Genomic DNA, 19367 nt, shown 5'->3' with positions numbered 1-19367 from the left:
CTCCGCTCTCCGGCCACCGATCGCGGCGGACCCCTCCGGCGGAGAATCTAGTCGTTGACGAACACGGCGACCGACCGGGTCGGCACGACCAGGCCGGAACCGGCGGCCCGGGCCGTGCGGAGGATCGGGTCGGCCGACTCGATCAGCTCGGGGTGCAGCCGGAGCCCGGTGACGCCGGGCAGTTCCTCGACGACGTCGTGCTCGGTGGCGTTGAAGACCACCACGACCGTCCGCCACCGCGGGTCCAGGCCGGTCCCGTCGAGGCACATCACGATCACGCCGGGGGTCTCGTCCGGGCCGCCGCGCGGGAACGTCAGGCGGCGCTGGACCTCGTCGGCGGTGGGCAGCCCGAAGACCGGCGACGAGCGGCGGATCCGGAGCAGCTCCCGGTAACGCTCGGCGGCCAGGGTGATCGCGTCCGGCGGCATTACCAGCCGGGGGTCGGCGAGCAGCGGACGGGCGAAATTCCATTTATCGCCATTATCGGGATAAGGGGGCAGGCCGAGCCCGAAGCCGTTCCCGAGACCGGGATCCCAGCGGATCTGGTTGAACCAGTCCCCCGAGTTGAACGAGTTCCGGTCCAGCGACTTGGAGCGCAACCGCTCACTGCCGAGGGCCACGAACCCGGCGCCCTGACTGAGGACGACGAGCGACAGCGCGAGCACCTGCATCCGGGCCCGGTCCAGCGCCGGCAGGTCGCGGGGCAGCTTGAACGCCATCGCGTCGTAGAGGATCTCGTTGTCGTGCGCGTCCACATAGTTGATCGCCTCGCCGGGGTCGTGCGCGTATCCGCTCGGCGAGCCGTTGTAGTCGATCTGCGCGCCGCTGTGCTCGACGCCGGTGTGCGTGACGAACCGGTAGGTGGCGAGCGCGCCGGAGAGCCCGACCTTGATCTGGTCGTGCAGCCACAGCGGGGTGTCCGCTCCGAGCCCGGTGGCGAACCCCCGCACCCCCGGGTCGTCGCCGAACGACCCGCCGCCGCGGACCGCGTCCCGCAGCCGGTCGTTGAACGTCCCGACGCCCGTCCCGGCCATGTTGACCTGGGTGGCCTGGGCGAAGCGGGCGTCGTACGCGACCTCGCCGAAGTTCCACCCCTCGCCGTAGAGGCAGATATCCCGGCCATGGTCGCCGAGCCGGTCCAGCGCGATCCGCGCCTCCAGGATGTTGGCCCGCGGGTGGTGTCCCATCAGGTCGAACCGGAAACCGTCGATCTTGTACGACGAGGCCCACGTGACGAGCGAGTCGATGACCAGCTTGCTCATCATCATGTGCTCGGTCGCGGTGTTCGGGCAGCAGGTCGACTCGGCGGTGCTGCCGTCGGCGAGCAGCCGGTGGTAGTACCCCGGCACGATCCGGTCGAGCACGCTGAACCGGTCGAGCCCGTCGCCCATCGTGTGGTTGTAGACCACATCGAGGACCACACGCAGGCCCGCCGCGTTGAGCGCCGCCACCGCCGAGCGCAGCTCCAGGATCCGCGCCGGACCGGCCGGGTCGGTGGCGTAACCACCCTCCGGCGTCGTCCAGTGCCACGGGTCGTACCCCCAGTTGTAACCGTCGGTGTCGGCCACCGCCATGACCGCGCGCTGCTGCTCCTCCGAGTCCGGCGGGAACGACGCCAGGTCGCAGACCGGCACCGCCTGGTCGGCACGGCGGTCGGGCACCGTGGCGAAGTCGTTCACCGGCAGCAGGTGCGCGTGAGTGAGCCCGGCGTCGGCGAGCGAGCGCAGATGCCGCATGCCGTCCGAGCCGGCCCGGGTGAAGGCCAGGAACGTCCCGCGCTCGCCGGCCGGCACCGAGGCGTCGAAGATCGAGAAGTCGCGGACCGAGACCTCGGCGATCTGCATCCGGGCCGGCGCGACGGCCGGCGGCTTCGCCAGTTCGTCCCAGCCGGACGGCCGCAGCGCCGGGTCGTCGAGGTCGACCAGCTGGCTGTGCGTGGAGTCGGTGGCGAGCGAGATCGAGTACGGGTCGGTGACGCTCGTCGTGACGACCCGCTGGGCGGCCGGATGCCAGAGCTCCACCCGGTACCGGTAGTACCGGCCGAGCCACTTGCGCTTGCCGGTGACCGACCAGACGCCGGTCACCGGGTCCCGCTCCATCGGCAGGATCCGCGGCTCGTCGGTGGTCTCCCGGAACAGCTCCAGCTCCACCGTGATCGCGGTCGGCGCCCAGACCGCCAGCTGCGGCCGCTGCTCGTCGTCGAACGTCAGGCCCAGATCGGCGTCGGCCGCCTCGGCGTAGACGTCGTCCAGCACCCCGGCGAGCTGCACCGAGGTCAGCGCCACCACCTCGCCGGCGGCATCGCGCCCGGTCACCAGCAGCCGCCCGCGCAGCAGCTCACCGAGGGCGGCGTCGCTCATCTCCCGCAGGGCGAACGCGCGGTAGGCGCGCAGGTGCGGAAAGCGCCGGCTCTGCGCTTGGAAAAGACCACCGGGCCGGGGTACGAGGGTGAGGTCGTTCAGTGACAGCGTGGCCGCTCGCGACGCGAACCAGTCGGGCAGCGCGATCGTGCCCCGGTCGACGAAGACCGCGAGGGCGCGGGCCGGGTCCAGTTCCGGGCCGAGCGTGCCCAGATCGGGGCGGACCGGGGCGGCCACTCCGGCGAGCACCCACAGCTCACGCGCGACGGTCAGGTCCAGGCGCTGGTCGTCGGGGAGGTCCTTGAGCTCGCCGCGATGCAGGACGAACCGCAGGCCGACCGCGTCGGGACGCACCGGGACCTCGAAGACCGCGCCGAACGCGTCGAAGCGGGACGGGAGCATGGGCGTACCCCAGGGGGTCTTGGATTTTGCCGGAACCCCCTCCCAGCAGTGCAGGCCCCACCCGCTGTAGTCGCCGTCCGGCCGCCGGTAGTGGATGACCGCGGTGTTCTCCACCGTCGTGTCGGGAAGAGGCGCCTCCTGCACGCGGCGCTCGTCGGCGATGAGCCAGATCTCCGACTTCTCCGAGACGTCGACCCAGCGGTCGACGTCCACGTCCTTCGCGCCGTGACGGTGCACGATCAGGAAGCCGACCTCGTGCGCGTTCTCCGCGAGCCGGACCCAGGCGAACCGGCCGTAGGAGTCCTCGCCGGCGAACGGCACACCGGACGGGTAGACCATCTCCTCGGCCACGTCGCCCCAGGCGTGCAGCGCCCAGTCGGCGTAGTCGCCGTCCGGCCGGTGGTAGTGCACGAGAAGCCATTGCGGACGGGTACGTCCTTCAACGGGCGGCGCGGTCGCAGTGATCTCGATCGTCGTCACCGGACCATGGTCGCACCGCCACGCTCAGCGTGTGGCTATGACCGTGGTGATCAGGGGTCCGTCAGCGCCGGTACGGATCAGATAGCGGTACCGCTCGCCGGGAACCGCGCTCCCCTGGTCGTCCAGGTACTCCCACTCCACCGACACCAGGGCCAGCGCGGTGGAGAGCCGCTGGACGGCGAGCAGCTGCGCGTGCGCCGCGACGATCCGGTTCTCCCGGTACGCGGGGGCCGCGCCCAGGAACGACAACGCCACCGCGGCCGGTGAGCTGAACGTGAAGCTGTACGAGTCGGACACGACCAGACCCGGCAGCGCGTGGCAGCGGGCGATCGCCGCGACGTCGCCCGTCGTGAGGGCCGTGCCGTAACGACCGAAGAAGTCGGTGAGCTCGTCGGTTTCCGCCGGTGCCGTCATGTCGGCGCGTATGCCCATCGATCGACGACACCAAACCTCGCTTTCACTGCAAGGATCTACCAGGTGGACCCCGCTTGCGAGGGCTAGCAAGACGGACGTACGGTTTACCAGAAGACGTGAACCGAGAGTTAGGCATACCTAACCCGAAGGTCGCCCTTTCGGTGCGAAAGACTTGACTTCCAGTCGCTGGGTGTGAAGGAGATGACGGTGGCCAGCCTCGACACCTTTGGTGCGAAGAGCGAGCTGCGCGTCGGAGACGCGAGCTACGAGATTTTCACGATCGACAAGGTGAAGGGGCACGAACGCCTGCCCTACTCCTTGAAGATCCTCCTGGAGAACCTGCTGCGCACTGAGGACGGCGCGAACATCACCGCCGACCACATCAACGCGCTCGGCAGCTGGGACCAGAACGCCGACCCGAGTGTCGAGATTCAGTTCACCCCGGCACGGGTGCTGATGCAGGACTTCACCGGCGTTCCCTGTGTCGTCGACCTCGCCACCATGCGCGAGGCCGTCAAGGACCTCGGCGGCGACCCCACCAAGGTCAACCCGCTCGCCCCGGCCGAGCTGGTCATCGACCACTCGGTCATCGCCGACCTGTTCGGCCGCGCGGACGCGTTCCAGCGCAACGTGGAGCTGGAGTACCAGCGCAACCGCGAGCGCTACCAGTTCCTGCGCTGGGGCCAGACCGCGTTCAACGAGTTCAAGGTCGTCCCGCCCGGCACCGGTATCGTGCACCAGGTCAACATCGAGTACCTGGCCCGCACGATCATGGAGCGCAACGGCCAGGCGTACCCGGACACCGTGGTCGGCACCGACTCGCACACCACGATGGTCAACGGCCTGGGCGTGCTGGGCTGGGGCGTCGGCGGCATCGAGGCCGAGGCCGCGATGCTCGGCCAGCCGGTCAGCATGCTGATCCCGCGGGTCGTCGGCTTCAAGCTGTCCGGCGAGGCGCCGGCCGGCACCACCGCCACCGACCTCGTCCTCACGATCACCGAGATGCTGCGCAAGCACGGTGTGGTCAGCAAGTTCGTCGAGTTCTACGGCCCCGGCGTGAGCGCCGTCCCGCTGGCGAACCGGGCGACCATCGGCAACATGTCGCCGGAGTACGGCTCGACCGTCGCGATCTTCCCGATCGACGAGCAGACGATTGATTACCTTCGTCTCACGGGCCGGGATGACGCCCAGGTGGCTCTGGTGGAGGCGTACGCGAAGCGGCAGGGCCTCTGGCTCGACCCGAACGCCGAGCCGGACTACTCGGAGAAGCTCGAGCTCGACCTGTCGACGATCGTCCCCTCGCTCGCCGGCCCGAAGCGCCCGCAGGACCGGGTCCTCCTCTCCGAGGCCAAGGCCGCGTTCCGCGACGCCCTCCCGAACTACGCCGCGCCGCACGGCCACGCCGACGAGGCCAGCGAGGAGTCGTTCCCGGCGTCGGACTCACCCGCCAACGGGGTCGAGGACGAGGCCGACAAGCCGCACGCCTTCAGCGCCGCGCTCGGTGCCACCGGCCGCACCTCGAAGCCCACCGTGGTCAAGGGTGACGACGGTGTGACCTACGAGCTGGACCACGGCGCGGTCGTCATCGCCGCGATCACCTCCTGCACCAACACCTCGAACCCGCAGGTCATGATCGGCGCCGCGCTGCTCGCGAAGAAGGCCGTCGAGCGTGGCCTGACCCGCAAGCCGTGGGTCAAGACCACCCTGGCCCCGGGCTCCAAGGTCGTCTCCGACTACTACGACCGGTCCGGCCTCACGCCGTACCTGGACAAGATCGGTTTCAACCTGGTCGGCTACGGCTGCACCACCTGCATCGGCAACTCCGGCCCGCTGCCCGAGGAGATCTCCGCGGCGATCAACGAGGCCGACCTGACCGCGGTCTCGGTCCTCTCCGGCAACCGGAACTTCGAGGGCCGGATCAACCCGGACGTCAAGATGAACTACCTGGCGTCCCCGCCGCTGGTCGTGGCGTACGCCCTGGCCGGCTCGATGGACATCGACATCACCACCGAGCCGCTCGGCACGGGCTCGGACGGCAAGCCGGTGTACCTCAACGACATCTGGCCGTCCTCGCAGGAGATCGACGAGGTCATCGCGCAGGCGATCGGCGCCGAGGGCTTCAGCACGGCGTACCAGGACGTCTTCGCCGGCGACCAGCAGTGGCAGTCGCTGCCGACGCCGACCGGTGACACGTTCGCGTGGGCCGAGGACTCCACCTACGTGCGGAAGCCCCCGTACTTCGAGGGCATGGCCGCCGAGCCGGCGCCGGTGAACGACATCAGCGGCGCCCGCGTCCTGGCGAAGCTCGGCGACTCGGTCACCACCGACCACATCTCGCCGGCCAGCTCGATCAAGGTGGACTCCCCGGCCGGCAAGTACCTCGCCGAGCACGGCGTCCCGCGCGCCGAGTTCAACAGCTACGGCTCGCGCCGCGGCAACCACGAGGTCATGATCCGTGGCACGTTCGCGAACATCCGGCTCCGCAACCAGCTGGTCCCGGGCGTCGAGGGCGGCTTCACGGTCAACCACCTGACCGGCGAGCAGACCACGATCTACGACGCCTCGGTCGCGTACCAGGAGGCAGGCATCCCGCTGGTCATCCTGGCCGGCAAGGAGTACGGCTCCGGCTCGTCGCGTGACTGGGCGGCCAAGGGCACCATGCTCCTCGGCGTCCGCGCGGTCATCGCCGAGAGCTACGAGCGCATCCACCGCTCCAACCTGATCGGCATGGGCGTGCTGCCGCTGCAGTTCCCGCAGGGCCAGACCGCCGAGTCGCTCGGGCTCACCGGCACCGAGACGTTCTCGTTCAGCGGTGTCACGGAGCTCAACAACGGCACCACCCCGCGCACCGTGAAGGTCACCACGGACACCGGCGTCGAGTTCGACGCGGTCGTCCGGATCGACACCCCCGGTGAGGCGGACTACTACCGCAACGGCGGCATCCTGCAGTACGTGCTGCGCAAGATGCTCCGCAGCTGATCCATCGGTCTACCGAAGCCCCGTCTCAGTTCGCTGAGGCGGGGCTTCGCCGTTGCGCCTCCTCGGCGGCCGCGATCGCCTCCAGGTCCCGGCCGACCCGCTCCAGGAACACCGCATGCCGCCGCAGGTCCGCGGCGAGCTGCTCCTGAGCGGTCTGCCGCCGGTAGGCCACGCACTCCGCGCTCAGCTCCACCGCGTCCGCCCAGCGCCCCAGTTCGGACAGCCGGTCGGCGTGCTCGCTCAGCGACTGCCCGAGACGCTCCTCAGCCTTCTCGTCACGCCCGGCCGAACGCCCCGCCGCACGCCCGGCGAGGGTCCGCCACATCGCCAGCGCCCGTTCACTGATCACCACGGCCTCAGCGTGCTCCCCCGCCTCGGCGAGCCCGGCCGCGAGATCCGACATGCCCTGCGCCAGAACCGGCTCCGGAAGCGCCTCCACGATCCCGGTGGCCTCCCGTTCCGCCTCCAGCGCCTCGGCGAGCCGCCCCGCCCGCACCAGCCGGGTCGCATAGGTCACCAGCGTCGTGGCCAGCAGCTGCGCCCACTCCGGCTCCGCGCGCGCCAGTCCGGCGGCCTCCGCGGCGAGCGCCACGGCCTCGTCCTGCCGCCCCAGCGCGGCGAGATAGCCGGACTGCTTGTCCAGCGCCCGAACCAGGACGGGCTCCGCGGCCCGTACCCTCTGATCCACCAAATTCCGCAGCATCCGCACCGCCGCATCGCCGCGCTCGGCAGCCCCCGCCGCGTCGCCATCCCGGAACGCACGCCCGGCCGCCTCAGCAGCCTCCACAGCCCGGCGCGTGCCCGCGCCACCTCCGTCGACGGCAGCCTGCCGCAGTTTCTGTATCCAGCCCACCCTAGAAATCTAAAAACACCGATCAACTACCCGCCACCGGGGGTCAAGATCAAGTTCATCTCGCAGCGGGGTGGTGGGTGCGGACCGTCGCTCCCGCCGAGGGCGCGGCGTTCCTCGCCGGCCGCTGGCGCGTCCGAAACACGAGCACACACCGCGCGGCCTGAGTGAGCGCTTGCGCCCTCCTCCTATCAGTCCCACCCCAGCCACCACCCGCACGCGCCGACCTGAGGCACGCTCCCACCCCGAACTGCACCACCCGCGTGCCGCCTTCAGGCGGGCTCTGCACGTCTTCAGTCCCCTGACATCACATCGCAGGTGATGTCAGGGCCCATGCGTCACGTGATCGTCGCGCGGCCTGCCTGCCTGCCTGCCGTGGATCGTGGAACTTCGCGGGCCGGCTGGCGCTCAGTGTCGTCGGCCGGCCCTCGGACAGCACTGGAAGCCAGCCGACCGGCGCGAGCTGGCTCCGAGCGCTGTCACCGAGCCGTTCCAACAGCCCTCGCACCAGCCGGCACCCAGCGCGACAACACTCACGACCAGCCGGACCAGCCGGTGCTCAGCGCGACAACACTGGTGACCAGCCGGACCAGCCGGCGCTCAGTGCTGATCCGGCGTGTGGAATTCGGGTTCGCTCCGCGAGGCGACTCCACACACAGCCCGGGCGCCCCCGCGCGGCATGGCGGGGAACACGCAGGTGGGAGTCTCCGAAACCGGCCTCGGGTGAATAGGCTTCGGGAATGGATGACAAGACTGTGCTGAGCCGGATCCACGGCTTGGTCGAGGAGGAGCACGAGCTCCGCCAGCAGCTGAGCTCGGGCAAGATCTCCTCCGACGAGGAGCACGCCCGGCTCAAGGACCTTGAGGAATCGCTTGATCAGTGCTGGGACCTGCTTCGCCGGCGGCGGGCCGCCCGCACGGCCGGGAACGACCCGGACGCCGAGCAGGCGCACGCCGTCAGCGAGGTGGAGAACTACCTGCAGTGACGCGGCCCCGGTCGCGGCCGCCGTGGACGCGGCGGCCGCGGGCCGGGAACCGGACGCCTGACCCGCATCAGCGCAGGCCCGCCTCGTAGAGCAGGCGCTCGATCAGCGACTCGGTGTCGATATCGAGCCCGCGGGACCGGAACCAGGCGGCCACGTTGTTGACGTCCCGGGCGATGAACTCACCGCCCCGCGGATTGGCGATCACGTCGACGATCTGCGGCAGGTCGATCAGCACGAGCCGTCCCCGGTGGACAAGCGTGTTGTACGGCGACAGGTCCCCATGAGCAACCTGGGCACGCGCCAGCACGGACAACGCGTCGGTCATCTGCCGCCACAGGTCCGCCAGCTCGTCACGTTCGGCCCGGACCTGTGCCAGTCGTGGCGCCGCTTCACCGGTCTCCCAGTCACCGACGAACTCCAGCATCACCTCGGTCCCGATGAGCTGGACCGGATAGGGCACGCACACCAGGCCACTCTCCTGGCCGATCTGCCAGAGGCGGCCGAGCGCGTCGAACTCGGCGGCCGCCCACTGCCCGGCGATCATCTCCTTGCCGAACGCGGTGCGGTTCGTCATGGCCCGCATCTCCCGGGAGCGCCGCACCCGGCGGCCTTCCAGGTATCCGGCGTCACGGTGGAACAGCCGGTGCTCGCCGTCCCGGTACCGCTTCGCGGCGATCATCGACGTGGCGCCGGTGGTGGGGTTGAACCGGCGGATCAGGAAGACGTCGGCTTCCTTGCCGGTTTTCAGGATGCCGAGTTCGGTGTCGACCGCGCCGTACTCGGTGAGCACCCAGTCGGGCCGGGGCTGTGGGCCGTGCAGAGCGCCGTCCCAGGTGGACCAGCGGTCGCCGATCTCGGGCAGGTCGGGATCTTCTTGCAGGACCGGCTCGAGCCGGCCGCGCTTCAGGAAGTCTGGTTCGTCGTCGTCGAACTTGCGGCGCCCACGCCGCATCGAGTGCTCGCGCACTGGAGGGTCTCCTCGGAGAAAGAAGTGAACTGGGAAAGCTGGACAGCAGGCATCACAAAGACAGCCATGGAGTCCACCCCCTTCTCTCTCGTCGAAAACGTCCGCGCACGACTCTCTAGGAAGAGCAGGCGCCGCGCAACCTATTTAATTCAGCGGGTCGCCATGATCGCCGAGATCCCCTGGATCACGTTGCCGACCACCTTCGTCGGGGCGAACCGGTTGTCCACCCACTCCCGCCCGCGATGCAGCCACACGCTCGGCAGCCCCATCGCGGCCGCGCCGCCGATGTCCGCCTCCGGGCTGTCGCCGACGATCCACGCCCCGGCGAGCCGCATCCGGACCCGCTGGGCGGCGAGCGCGAAGATCCGCGGGTTCGGTTTGCTCACCCCGCACTGCTCCGAGATCACCCAGTCGGCGACATAGCGGTCCAGGCCGGTCCGCCGGATCCGCGCCTCCTGCTGCTCGGCCGGCCCGTTCGTGACGACGACCGGGATCAGTCCCGCGTCACCGGCGATCTCGAGTGCGCACCCCACCATCGGATCGAGCCGCTCGAACACCTGCGGCCCCGCGTTCAGCTCGTCGACCAGATCGATGGCCGGCACTCGTAGCTGGTAGCGGTCCTTGATCAGATCGGCCAGGTCCCATCGCGAGGTCAGCCCGTCGGCGTCCACGGAGACCAGCCAGTCCAGATCCTCGTGCGGCGCGGCGATCTCGTCCAGAAAGCCTTTCGCCCACAGACGGAAGGCACCGCCGCGATCAAGCAGGGTGTCGTCCAGAGCGAGGAAGACTAGAGGCACCCGGGCACTTTACGTGAGACGCCACAGAACCGAACAGTCCAGGAGTGTCAACAAAACCCTGTCAGGATGACGAAATTCGCATCATCCGATCAGGGGACCGCCGCGCTTAAGAAGCCGTACGTACGGATTGCAAGACCGCACCGCCCCGTGACACGATCAGCCCGTGCCCAGGGTGAGTCAGGACCAGCTAGACGCGCGTCGCCACGAGATTCTGAGCGCGGCTCGCGCCTGCTTCGCCAGGTTCGGCTACGAGGGCGCCACGGTCCGCCGCCTGGAGGAGGCGACCGGCATGTCCCGTGGGGCGATTTTCCACCATTTTCGCGACAAGGAGTCGCTCTTCCTGGCCGTGGCCGAGGACGACGCCGCCACGATGGTGGAGACCGTCACCCGCAACGGTCTCGTCCAGGTGATGCGCGACCTTCTCGAGCGCGCCGGCAACAGCGAGGGCGACACGGCCGGCTGGCTCGGCACCCAATTGGAGGTGGCGCACCGGCTGCGGACCGATCCGGCGTTCGCCAAGCGCTGGTCCGAGCGGTCCGCCGCGATCGCCGACGCCACCCGCGAGCGGCTGGAGCGTCAGCGGGATGCCGGGGTGCTCCGTCAGGACGTACCCGTGGAGGTGTTGACCCAGTTCCTGGAGCTGGCTTACGACGGCCTGGTGCTGCACCTGGCCACCGGTCGTCCGCCCGGTGAGCTCGCGCGGGTGCTGGATCTGGTCGAGGAAGCCGTCCGCAGGCACTGAGGTCGTCGATGTGATCGGCCGGGTGGCAGGATTCGGGCATGGATCTCGGACTGGCTGATCGTGTCTACATCCTCACCGGCGCCTCGCGTGGACTCGGCTTCGCCACCGCGCAAGCCCTCGTCGCCGACGGCGCCAAGGTGGTGATCTCGTCGCGGGACTCCGACCGGGTCGCCGACGCGGTCGCCGAGCTGGGCGGATCGGAGCACGCCGCCGGCCTGGCCGCCGACCTCAGTGACCCGGCCGCCCCGCGTGAGCTGGTGGATCTGGCGACGGAACGGTTCGGGCGGGTGGACGGCGCGCTGATCTCGGTCGGCGGGCCGACGCCGGGCACGGCCGCGAGCATGACCGACGACCAGTGGCGGGACGCGTTCGACACGGTGTTCCTCGGCTCGGTCCGGGCGGCCCGCACGTTCGCCTCGGCGATGCCCGAGGGCGGCGCGATCGGGCTGGTCCTCTCCACGTCGGTGAAGACGCCGCTGGGCGGGCTGGGCCTCTCCAACGGCCTGCGTCCGGGACTCGCCATGGTCGCGAAGGACATGGCCGACGAGTACGGCCCGCGCGGCATCCGGGTGCTCAGCATCCTGCCCGGCCGGTTCATGACCGACCGCAGCCGTGAGCTGTTCGCCTCCGCGGACGATCCGGCGGCGGCGACGGCAGAGGTGTCCGCGACGATCCCGCTGCGCCGGATCGGCGAGCCCGCGGAGTACGGACGGGTCGCCGCGTTCCTGCTCTCCCCCGCGGCAAGCTACGTGACGGGCGTGGCGGTGACCGTCGACGGCGGCTCCACCCGAGCACTGTGACGCGGCCCGCGAAGTCCCCCGAACCGCCGGCGCCGCAGCCCTCGCCGGCCCTGCAGGCGCCGCAGCCCTCGCCGGCGCCGCGGGCGCGCTCGGCGTCCCGGGCGCGTTCGGCGGGTTCCGCTGATTTTCCGAGGCCCAGCGCCGAAGAGGTCGCCGCCGCGGCCGACCGGACCATTCCCGACCTGCTCGGCCCCGGCCTGCGGGTGCTGTTCTCCGGCATCAACCCGAGCCTTTACTCCGCCGCGACCGGCCACCACTTCGCCCGCCCCGGCAACCGTTTCTGGCCGGCCCTGCATGGCGCCGGCTTCACCGATCGCCTGCTGCATCCCTCCGAGCAGCACCTCCTGCCCGCGCTCGGCCTGGGCATCACCAACGTCGTCGCGCGGGCCACGGCCCGCGCCGACGAGCTCTCACCGGCCGAGCTCATCGAGGGCGGCGCGCTTCTCACCGATCGGGTACGCCGTAACCACCCCCGTCACCTGGCAATCCTCGGCGTGACCGCTTACCGCGCCGCGTTCGGCCGCCCGAAGGCGAAGCTCGGCCCGCAGCCCGACGAGATCGGCGGAGTCGGGGTGTGGGTGCTGCCGAACCCGAGCGGCTTGAACGCCCACTTCCAGCTGCCCGCGCTGATCACCGAGTTCCGCCGGCTGTACGAGGCCACCGCCTAACGTTCGCCGTTGTCACCGGGCCCGGTCACAGCTCGGGCACCCGCGCGGGAACGGTCAGCACCTCCACATCCTCCTCCGGATAGGCCGGGGAGGTGGCCGCGAACTGGGTCCGGTACAGCTCCGAGTACAACCCGCCGGCCGTCATCAGCTCGGTGTGCCGCCCCCGCTCCACGATCCGCCCGTGGTCGAGCACCAGGATCTCGTCCGCGTCCCGGATCGTGGAGAGCCGGTGCGCGATCACCACGGCGGTCCGGCCGCGCAGCGCCGCGGCGAGCGCCCGCTGCACGGCCGCCTCGGACTCGCTGTCGAGATGCGCGGTGGCCTCGTCGAGCACCACGATCGACGGCTGTTTCAGCAGGATCCGGGCGATCGCGATGCGCTGTTTCTCGCCGCCGGAGAACCGGTAGCCACGCTCGCCCACCACCGTGTCCAGGCCGTCCGGGAGCGCGCGGACCAGGTCGGCCACCTGCGCGCCCTCCAGCGCCGCCCACATCTGCTCCTCGGTGGCGCCGGGTGACGCGTACCGCAGGTTCTCGGCGATCGTCTCGTGGAAGAGGTGCGAGTCCTGGGTGACCACGCCGATGGTGTCACGCAGCGAACCGAGCGTCGCGTCCCGCACGTCGACCCCGTCGATCAGCACCGCCCCGTCGCTGACGTCGTAGACCCGGGAGAGCAGCATCGACGTCGTCGACTTGCCGGCGCCGGAGGGCCCGACCAGGGCGACCATCCGGCCCGGCTCGACGGTGAAGTCGACGCCGTCGAGGACCAGCTCGTTCTCCCGGCGGTCGAGCGCGACGACGTCCTCCAGGGTGGCGAGCGAGACCTCGTCGGCGCTCGGGTAGCGGAAGCGCACGTCCCGGAACTCGATCCGGCCCGCCCCGGCCGGGATCGGCGTGGCGCCGGGTTTCTCGGCGATGCCGGGCGCGAGGTCGAGCACCTCGAAGACCCGGTCGAAGGAGACAAGCGCGCTCATCACGTCGACACGGACGTTGCTGAGGGCGGTGAGCGGACCGTACAGCCGGGTGAGCAGCAGCGCGAGGGTCACGACGGTGCCGGCCGACACCTGGCCGCGCACCGCGAGCCAGCCGCCCAGCCCGTACGTCAGGGCCTGCGCGAGGGACGCCACCAGCAGCATCGCCACGAAGAACGTCCGTGAGTACATGGCCTGCTGCACACCGATGTCGCGGACCCGCTCGGCACGCTCACCGAACCGGGTCGCCTCGACATCGGGACGGCCGAACAGCTTGACGAGCAGCGCCCCGGAGACGTTGAACCGCTCGGTCATCGTCGCGTTCATCTTGGCGTCGAGGTTGTAGGACTCCCGGGTGATCTCGGCGAGCCGGCTGCCGACCCGGCGCGCCGGGATGATGAAGACCGGCAGCAGCACCAGCGACAGCACGGTGATCTGCCAGGACAGCGTGAACATCACGGCGGCGGTCAGGACCAGCTGGATGACGTTGCTGAGCACCCCGGACAGGGTCGAGGTGAACGCCCGCTGCGCGCCGACCACGTCGTTGTTCAGACGGCTGACCAGAGCACCGGTCTGGGTACGGGTGAAGAACTGCAACGGCATCCGCTGCACGTGGTCGAAGACCCGGGTCCGCAGCGTGAGGATGATCCCCTCGCCGATGCGAGCCGAGTACCACCTCTGCGCCAGCGACAGCAGCGCGTCGGCGACGGCGAGGCCGGCGATCAGCAGGGCGAGCCGCACCACGGTGCCGGCCGCCTGGGGCCCGCCACCGGTGATCGCATTGATCACGTGGCCGGCGAGCAGCGGCGTGGCCACCCCGATGCCGGCCGCGACCACGACGGTCAGCAGGAAGACCGTGATGTCGCGCCGATAGGGGCGGGCGAACTGTGTGATCCGGCGTGCCGTGCCGGGTTTGACCTGGTGTCGTTTCACCTGGTCGGAATTCTGGATCGAGCGCAGCATGGTCCAGCTGGGCATTGACATGCGTCACCTCCCGGGGCGTCGCTCGAACGGGCAGCACCGAGACTGCCACGTGGGTACGACAACCCGGGAGGTAAGGACGCTATTCCTGCCGCTCGATCACTCGCCGGACCCCAGCAGATCGGCGAGGCGACGCGTCTGCGCCTCCCGTTCCGCCCGGTCCTGCTCCGCGTACGACCGCTGGGGCGCGCCCGCGAGCAGAGCCTTGATCTCAGCGACCGCACCGCGGTCCCCGGCGAGCACCGCGGCGGCCAGATCGGACACCGCGGCGTCCAGTTCGGCCCGTGGCACCACCGCGGTGGCCAGGCCGATCCGGTCCGCCTCGTCCGCCGTGATCCGGCGGCCGGTCACGCAGATCTCCAGCGCCCGGGACGGCCCGACCAGCTCGGTGAGCCGTTTCGTGCCGCCCAGGTCGGGCACCAGGCCGAGGGCGACCTCGGCCATCGAGAACCGCGCGTCGTCGCCGATGACACGCATGTCGCAGTTCAGCGCGAGCTGGAAGCCGGCGCCGATCGCGTGTCCCTGAACAGCCGCGATTGTCACAATGGACGGGCTGCGCAACCACGTGAACGCGGTCTGGAAGCCGGCAATCCGATCGGCACACTCGGCGGCGGACAACTGTGCCAGCCGGCCCAGTGAAGAATCGCCGTCACCGCGTGCCACCGACAGATCCAGGCCCGCCGAAAAGGCGCGGCCCTCGGCTCGCACAATGACGACGCGTACGTCGCCCGGTAATTTCCGTGAAATGTTGCCGAGTTCCGTCCACATGGCCGGGGTCTGGGCATTGAGAACGGCGGGCCGGCACAACGTCACCGTCGCAACCGGCCCATCCTGTTCGTAGCGAACGCCTACCTCGTCGGTCACCGGCGCGGCGTTGCCGGTTGTCACGCCTTCTTGCGGCGGCGGGCGCCGCCACGCTGGCGCAACTGCACGCCCGATTCGGTGAGCACTCGGTGGACGAATCCGTAGGACCTTCCGGTGGAAGCGGCCAGTGCCCGGATGCTCTCACCCGAGGTGTATCGCTTCACCAGGTCTTTGGCGAGCGACTGCCGCTCGCTACCGACGATTCGACGACCCTTCTCAGTACTGGTAGCTGTGCCAGTGGCTGCCATCTTGAATCCTCACGTCGCAGACAGTGCGGTCAGATACGGTCCCACCTATTACACCGTCTCCAACGATCATGCGCCAGGCATCTAGCGCTCGCGAACGTGCCCATTTATTACTGTCAGGAACTTGACGGTTACCACAGGCATCAATGTCAGACAGTTTGCTGCGAGCGGCCCGTGCGGCAATTCCGGTCCGCGCGTGATCATCCGGCGCTCCCGCCAAGACCATCGATCACCTGCAGAAACACTCGATCGAGACGACTCCCAGGTGGGAGCCATGACCGCTCCGGAGGGTGAGTTGATCGCTCCGAAGGGTGACGGTCAAACGGGTCGGGCTCACCGTGAGCCGCGCCCGACCTGTTCACAAACGCCCGAACATCGCACTGTCTGTGTGGGCACCAGTTGACAACTGACGATGCAGTTGATCCCGCTAAAAATCCAGAACGTGAACGCTCACGCGAGCTCGACGAGCTCCAGGAGATCGTCGCTCCAGGCGTCCTCGTCGCCGTCCGGCAGAAGGATCGCCCGGTCCGGCTTGAGCGCCTGCACGCAGCCGGCATCGTGGGTGACGAGCACGATCGCGCCCGGGTAGTTGGCGATCGCGTCGAGCACCTGCTCGCGGCTCACCGGGTCGAGGTTGTTCGTCGGCTCGTCGAGCAGCAGCACGTTCGCGCCGGAGCAGACCAGCGTGGCCAGGGCCAGCCGGGTCTTCTCGCCACCGGAGAGCACACCGGCCGGCTTGTCGACGTCGTCGCCGGAGAAGAGGAACGCGCCCAGGATCTTCCGCAGCTCGGTGTCGGTCTGCTCGGAGGCGGCGCTGCGCATGTGATCGAGGATCGACCGGTCCACGTCCAGCGTCTCGTGCTCCTGGGCGTAGTAGCCCAGCCGCAGGCCGTGGCCCGGGCGCACTTCGCCGGTGTCCGGCTCCAGCAGGCCGCCGAGCATCCGCAGCAGCGTGGTCTTACCGGCGCCGTTGAGGCCGAGGATGGCGACCCGGGATCCCCGGTCCACCGCCACGTCCACGTCCGTGAAGATCTCCAGAGATCCGTACGACTTCGAGAGGCCGGACGCGGTCAGCGGGGTCTTGCCGCACGGGGCCGGGTTCGGGAACCGGACCTTCGCCACCTTGTCCGACGTCCGGGTCTCCTCCAGGCCGCCGAGCAGTTTCTCGGCGCGCTTCGCCATGTTCTGCGCGGCGACCGTCTTCGTCGCCTTCGCCCGCATCTTGTCGGCCTGCGCCATCAGCGCGCCGGCCTTCTTCTCCGCGTTGGCCCGCTCCCGGCGGCGGCGGCGCTCGTCGGTCTCCCGCGCCTCCAGGTACGTCTTCCAGCCCATGTTGTACATGTCGACGACCGAGCGGTTCGCGTCCAGGTACCACACCTTGTTGACCGCGGCCTCGAGCAGCTCGACGTCGTGACTGATCACGATGAGGCCGCCCTTGTGCTGCGCCATGTAACCGCGCAGCCAGGCGATCGAGTCCTGGTCGAGGTGGTTGGTCGGCTCGTCGAGCAGCAGGATGCCCTTGCCGTTCTGCCCGGAGTTGGCGAACAGGATCCGGGCCAGCTCGATCCGGCGGCGCTGACCGCCGGAGAGGGTGCCGATGGTCTGCGCCAGCGCCCGGTCGGGCAGTCCCAGGTTCGCGCAGATCCGGGCGGCCTCGGCCTCGGCGCCGTACCCGCCCAGGGCGGAGAACTGGTCCTCCAGGTGGCCGTACCGCCGGACCAGCTTCTCGTCGGCGCTGTCCTCGAGTTCGACCTCGAGTTTCTGCATCTCGGCGAGGATGCTGTCCAGGCCGCGGGCGGAGAGGACCCGGTCGCGGCCGGTCACGTTCAGGTCGCCGGTCCGCGGGTCCTGCGGGAGGTACCCGATCTCGCTGGTCCGCTCGACGGTCCCCGCGTACGGAATCCCCTCGCCGGCCAGGACCTTCAGCGTCGTGGTCTTGCCCGCGCCGTTGCGGCCGACCAGGCCGATCCGGTCTCCGGGCTGCACCCGCAGGGTGGTCGGGGAGATCAGGATGCGCGCGCCGGCGCGGAGTTCGAGTCCGGTGGCGGTGATCATTAACTTCTCGCTCTCGGGTGTTCGGGCTGACTCAGGGCGCAATAAAGCGCCGGCCATCCGGGTGGAGGGTCGGCGCGGGGCAGGTCAGCCTTCGCAGAGCAGCACGGCGCCATACTACCGGGCTGCCACGTGTCACTCCCACTCGATTAGTTCACAAGATCAACGGGTACCTGCCGGACAACCGTGGCGAAGGCAGGACGACATGGAACTCAATGAACGCGCCGACATCGACACCAGTCAGATCGAGGACGGGCGTGGCTCGGGCGGTGGCGGCGGCATCGGCGGGTTGCCCATCGGTGGCGGCGGCCTGGCCGGCATCGTGGTCACCCTGGTGATCGCGCTGGTCGGCGGATACTTCGGGATCAACACGATGGGCGGGGACGGCGGCGGCTCGTCCTCCGGCACACCGCTGTCCGCGTGCACCGGCGAGCAGAAGCTCCAGCAGCTCGAGTGCCGCAACGCGCTCTACGTCACCTCGATCCAGGACTACTGGCAGGACGCGCTCCCGCAGTCCTTCGGCGAGCAGTACAAGCCCGCCGTGACGCACATCTTCGCGAACCGGGTGAGCACCGGCTGCGGCGCGGCGGACTCCGGTGTCGGACCGTTCTACTGTCCCGCCGACGACAAGGTCTACATCGATCTCAGCTTCTACCAGGTGCTGGCGAAGCAGCTCGGCGCGCCCGGCGAGTTCGCGCAGCCCTACGTGCTCGCCCACGAGTACGGCCACCACGTGCAGGACGTGCTCGGCACCGAGGCGGAGATGCGCCGCCGGCAGGAGCGCGACCCGTCCTCGCAGAACGAGGAGTCGGTGAAGCTGGAGCTCCAGGCCGACTGCTACGCCGGCGCGTGGGCGCACTCCGCCGCGAACACCACCGACAAGGACGGCGACAAGATCTTCACGAGCCTGACCGACCAGGACATCCAGGAAGGCATCCAGACAGCCGGGCAGATCGGTGACGACACGCTGCAGAAGCGGGGCGGCGGCGACATCAACCCGGAGGAGTTCACCCACGGCTCGTCCGCGCAGCGTCAGCAGTGGTTCCGGGTCGGATACGAGTCCGGCGACCCGAAGCAGTGCGACACGTTCAAGGCCGGCGCGGTGAGCTAGGGCTCCCTGACGAGAACGGGCACGGCGCGAGCCGCGGCTACGGCGGACACCAGTACCGCATGCCGCGGCTCCGGCACATCCAGGACCCGTCCGGCGCGCAATGCGGCGACCGGAGCCAGCTGTCGCAATGCCAGAATGGCGTCGACGGCGGAACGATCCCCTCCGGTAATGAGAGCGGCCAATGACCGTACCTGGGGAAGAAGAAGACGCTCGACGATGCCGGCGCCGTCCGCAGCAGCCGCTTTCGCCTGATTGTCACGGCGGCGCGCGAAGCGCTGCTGGGACCAGCCACCCGCCGCGGTCCGCCCCTGCACGTAATGCGTGTCCACCTTGGACGTGATCAGTTCCGGACCGTCAGCGATGCCGACGGCGACCGCACCTTTCCGCGCGAGCAGCAGACCGAGCCGTCGCGGCGTCTGCGCTTGAAGCACCAGATCGGTCACCGTCACGACCGGGCCGGCGCCCGGGGGCGCGCTCAGCGTCGCCGACGCGCCGTCCGCGGCGATCAGGGTCAAACCCTCTTCCCGGTACGGGCCATGGCGCGTGGAGAAATTCTCCAGCCACCGCGGCAGCCGTTCCGGAGCGACATCGACCCATTTCCCGCCGCCCGCGGCCGCTCGTTCACCCATTCTTGTCAGACTACGGTTCTCGCCGCACCGCGACCCGTCCCCGCCGGAATATGTCGCGGATGCCGACGCC

16 protein-coding genes are annotated in these 19367 nt (G+C 69.8%); 6 read left to right on the top strand and 10 right to left on the bottom strand.

Annotation, left to right across the window (positions count from 1 at the left end; genetic code table 11):
• Nucleotides 1–47: 47 nt before the first annotated feature.
• Both pulA and AMIS_RS08315 read right to left on the bottom strand, forming a co-directional pair.
• Nucleotides 48–3242, bottom strand: coding sequence for a pullulanase-type alpha-1,6-glucosidase (pulA, locus tag AMIS_RS08320; RefSeq protein ID WP_014441771.1), 3195 nt, complete (start codon nucleotides 3240–3242; stop codon nucleotides 48–50).
• A gap of 24 nt (nucleotides 3243–3266) precedes the next feature.
• Nucleotides 3267–3656: a hypothetical protein gene (locus AMIS_RS08315; protein ID WP_041829627.1), complete on the bottom strand. Its 390-nt coding sequence runs from the start codon at nucleotides 3654–3656 to the stop codon at nucleotides 3267–3269.
• A gap of 201 nt (nucleotides 3657–3857) precedes the next feature.
• On the opposite strand from AMIS_RS08315, the gene acnA reads away from it, so the two are divergent.
• Entirely contained in the window at nucleotides 3858–6635 is a 2778-nt protein-coding gene (gene acnA / locus AMIS_RS08310) for an aconitate hydratase AcnA (protein WP_014441769.1), read from the top strand.
• A 25-nt stretch (nucleotides 6636–6660) separates the two neighbouring features.
• Here the strand turns inward: acnA and AMIS_RS43610 are convergent, their stop codons facing one another.
• On the bottom strand, nucleotides 6661–7488 hold the full coding sequence (locus tag AMIS_RS43610) for a tetratricopeptide repeat protein (protein ID WP_041829625.1): 828 nt from the start codon (nucleotides 7486–7488) through the stop codon (nucleotides 6661–6663).
• Between the two features lie 737 nt (nucleotides 7489–8225).
• Here AMIS_RS43610 and AMIS_RS08300 point away from each other — a divergent pair.
• Nucleotides 8226–8471: a DUF2630 family protein gene (locus AMIS_RS08300; RefSeq protein WP_014441767.1), complete on the top strand. Its 246-nt coding sequence runs from the start codon at nucleotides 8226–8228 to the stop codon at nucleotides 8469–8471.
• A 67-nt stretch (nucleotides 8472–8538) separates the two neighbouring features.
• Here the strand turns inward: AMIS_RS08300 and AMIS_RS08295 are convergent, their stop codons facing one another.
• Both AMIS_RS08295 and AMIS_RS08290 read right to left on the bottom strand, forming a co-directional pair.
• On the bottom strand, nucleotides 8539–9438 hold the full coding sequence (locus AMIS_RS08295) for a serine protein kinase RIO (RefSeq protein ID WP_386932747.1): 900 nt from the start codon (nucleotides 9436–9438) through the stop codon (nucleotides 8539–8541).
• A 149-nt stretch (nucleotides 9439–9587) separates the two neighbouring features.
• Nucleotides 9588–10235, bottom strand: coding sequence for an HAD family hydrolase (locus AMIS_RS08290; protein ID WP_014441765.1), 648 nt, complete (start codon nucleotides 10233–10235; stop codon nucleotides 9588–9590).
• A gap of 163 nt (nucleotides 10236–10398) precedes the next feature.
• Between AMIS_RS08290 and AMIS_RS08285 the strand changes: the two genes are divergently transcribed.
• From AMIS_RS08285 to mug, 3 genes are read left to right on the top strand one after another with little or no spacing between them, the layout of a single operon-like run.
• Nucleotides 10399–10977, top strand: coding sequence for a TetR/AcrR family transcriptional regulator (locus AMIS_RS08285; protein WP_014441764.1), 579 nt, complete (start codon nucleotides 10399–10401; stop codon nucleotides 10975–10977).
• 38 nt (nucleotides 10978–11015) lie between these two features.
• Nucleotides 11016–11777: an SDR family oxidoreductase gene (locus tag AMIS_RS08280; RefSeq protein WP_014441763.1), complete on the top strand. Its 762-nt coding sequence runs from the start codon at nucleotides 11016–11018 to the stop codon at nucleotides 11775–11777.
• Nucleotides 11774–12445 (top strand): G/U mismatch-specific DNA glycosylase, encoded by a 672-nt coding sequence (mug, locus tag AMIS_RS08275; protein WP_014441762.1) that lies wholly within the window; start codon nucleotides 11774–11776, stop codon nucleotides 12443–12445. The genes AMIS_RS08280 and mug overlap by 4 nt, the downstream gene beginning before the upstream one ends.
• Before the next feature lie 25 nt (nucleotides 12446–12470).
• Here the strand turns inward: mug and AMIS_RS08270 are convergent, their stop codons facing one another.
• The 4 genes from AMIS_RS08270 to AMIS_RS08260 form a co-directional block, all read right to left on the bottom strand.
• On the bottom strand, nucleotides 12471–14399 hold the full coding sequence (locus tag AMIS_RS08270) for an ABC transporter ATP-binding protein (protein WP_014441761.1): 1929 nt from the start codon (nucleotides 14397–14399) through the stop codon (nucleotides 12471–12473).
• Between the two features lie 96 nt (nucleotides 14400–14495).
• Nucleotides 14496–15284, bottom strand: coding sequence for an enoyl-CoA hydratase/isomerase family protein (locus AMIS_RS08265; RefSeq protein WP_014441760.1), 789 nt, complete (start codon nucleotides 15282–15284; stop codon nucleotides 14496–14498).
• Entirely contained in the window at nucleotides 15281–15508 is a 228-nt protein-coding gene (locus tag AMIS_RS41530; protein WP_014441759.1) for a helix-turn-helix domain-containing protein, read from the bottom strand. The genes AMIS_RS08265 and AMIS_RS41530 overlap by 4 nt, the downstream gene beginning before the upstream one ends.
• A gap of 447 nt (nucleotides 15509–15955) precedes the next feature.
• Nucleotides 15956–17560, bottom strand: coding sequence for an ABC-F family ATP-binding cassette domain-containing protein (locus AMIS_RS08260; protein ID WP_014441758.1), 1605 nt, complete (start codon nucleotides 17558–17560; stop codon nucleotides 15956–15958).
• A 202-nt stretch (nucleotides 17561–17762) separates the two neighbouring features.
• On the opposite strand from AMIS_RS08260, the gene ypfJ reads away from it, so the two are divergent.
• Entirely contained in the window at nucleotides 17763–18668 is a 906-nt protein-coding gene (gene ypfJ, locus AMIS_RS08255) for a KPN_02809 family neutral zinc metallopeptidase (RefSeq protein WP_014441757.1), read from the top strand.
• Here ypfJ and AMIS_RS08250 read toward each other — a convergent pair.
• On the bottom strand, nucleotides 18665–19297 hold the full coding sequence (locus AMIS_RS08250; protein WP_014441756.1) for an acVLRF1 family peptidyl-tRNA hydrolase: 633 nt from the start codon (nucleotides 19295–19297) through the stop codon (nucleotides 18665–18667). The two genes, ypfJ and AMIS_RS08250, sit on opposite strands and share 4 nt — an antisense overlap.
• Between the last annotated feature and the right edge of the window lie 70 nt (nucleotides 19298–19367).

This window comes from Actinoplanes missouriensis 431 (assembly GCF_000284295.1).
Taxonomy (GTDB): domain Bacteria; phylum Actinomycetota; class Actinomycetes; order Mycobacteriales; family Micromonosporaceae; genus Actinoplanes; species Actinoplanes missouriensis.
Note: the sequence above shows the minus strand (reverse complement) of the source record. Positions and strands in the feature narration are given on the sequence as shown.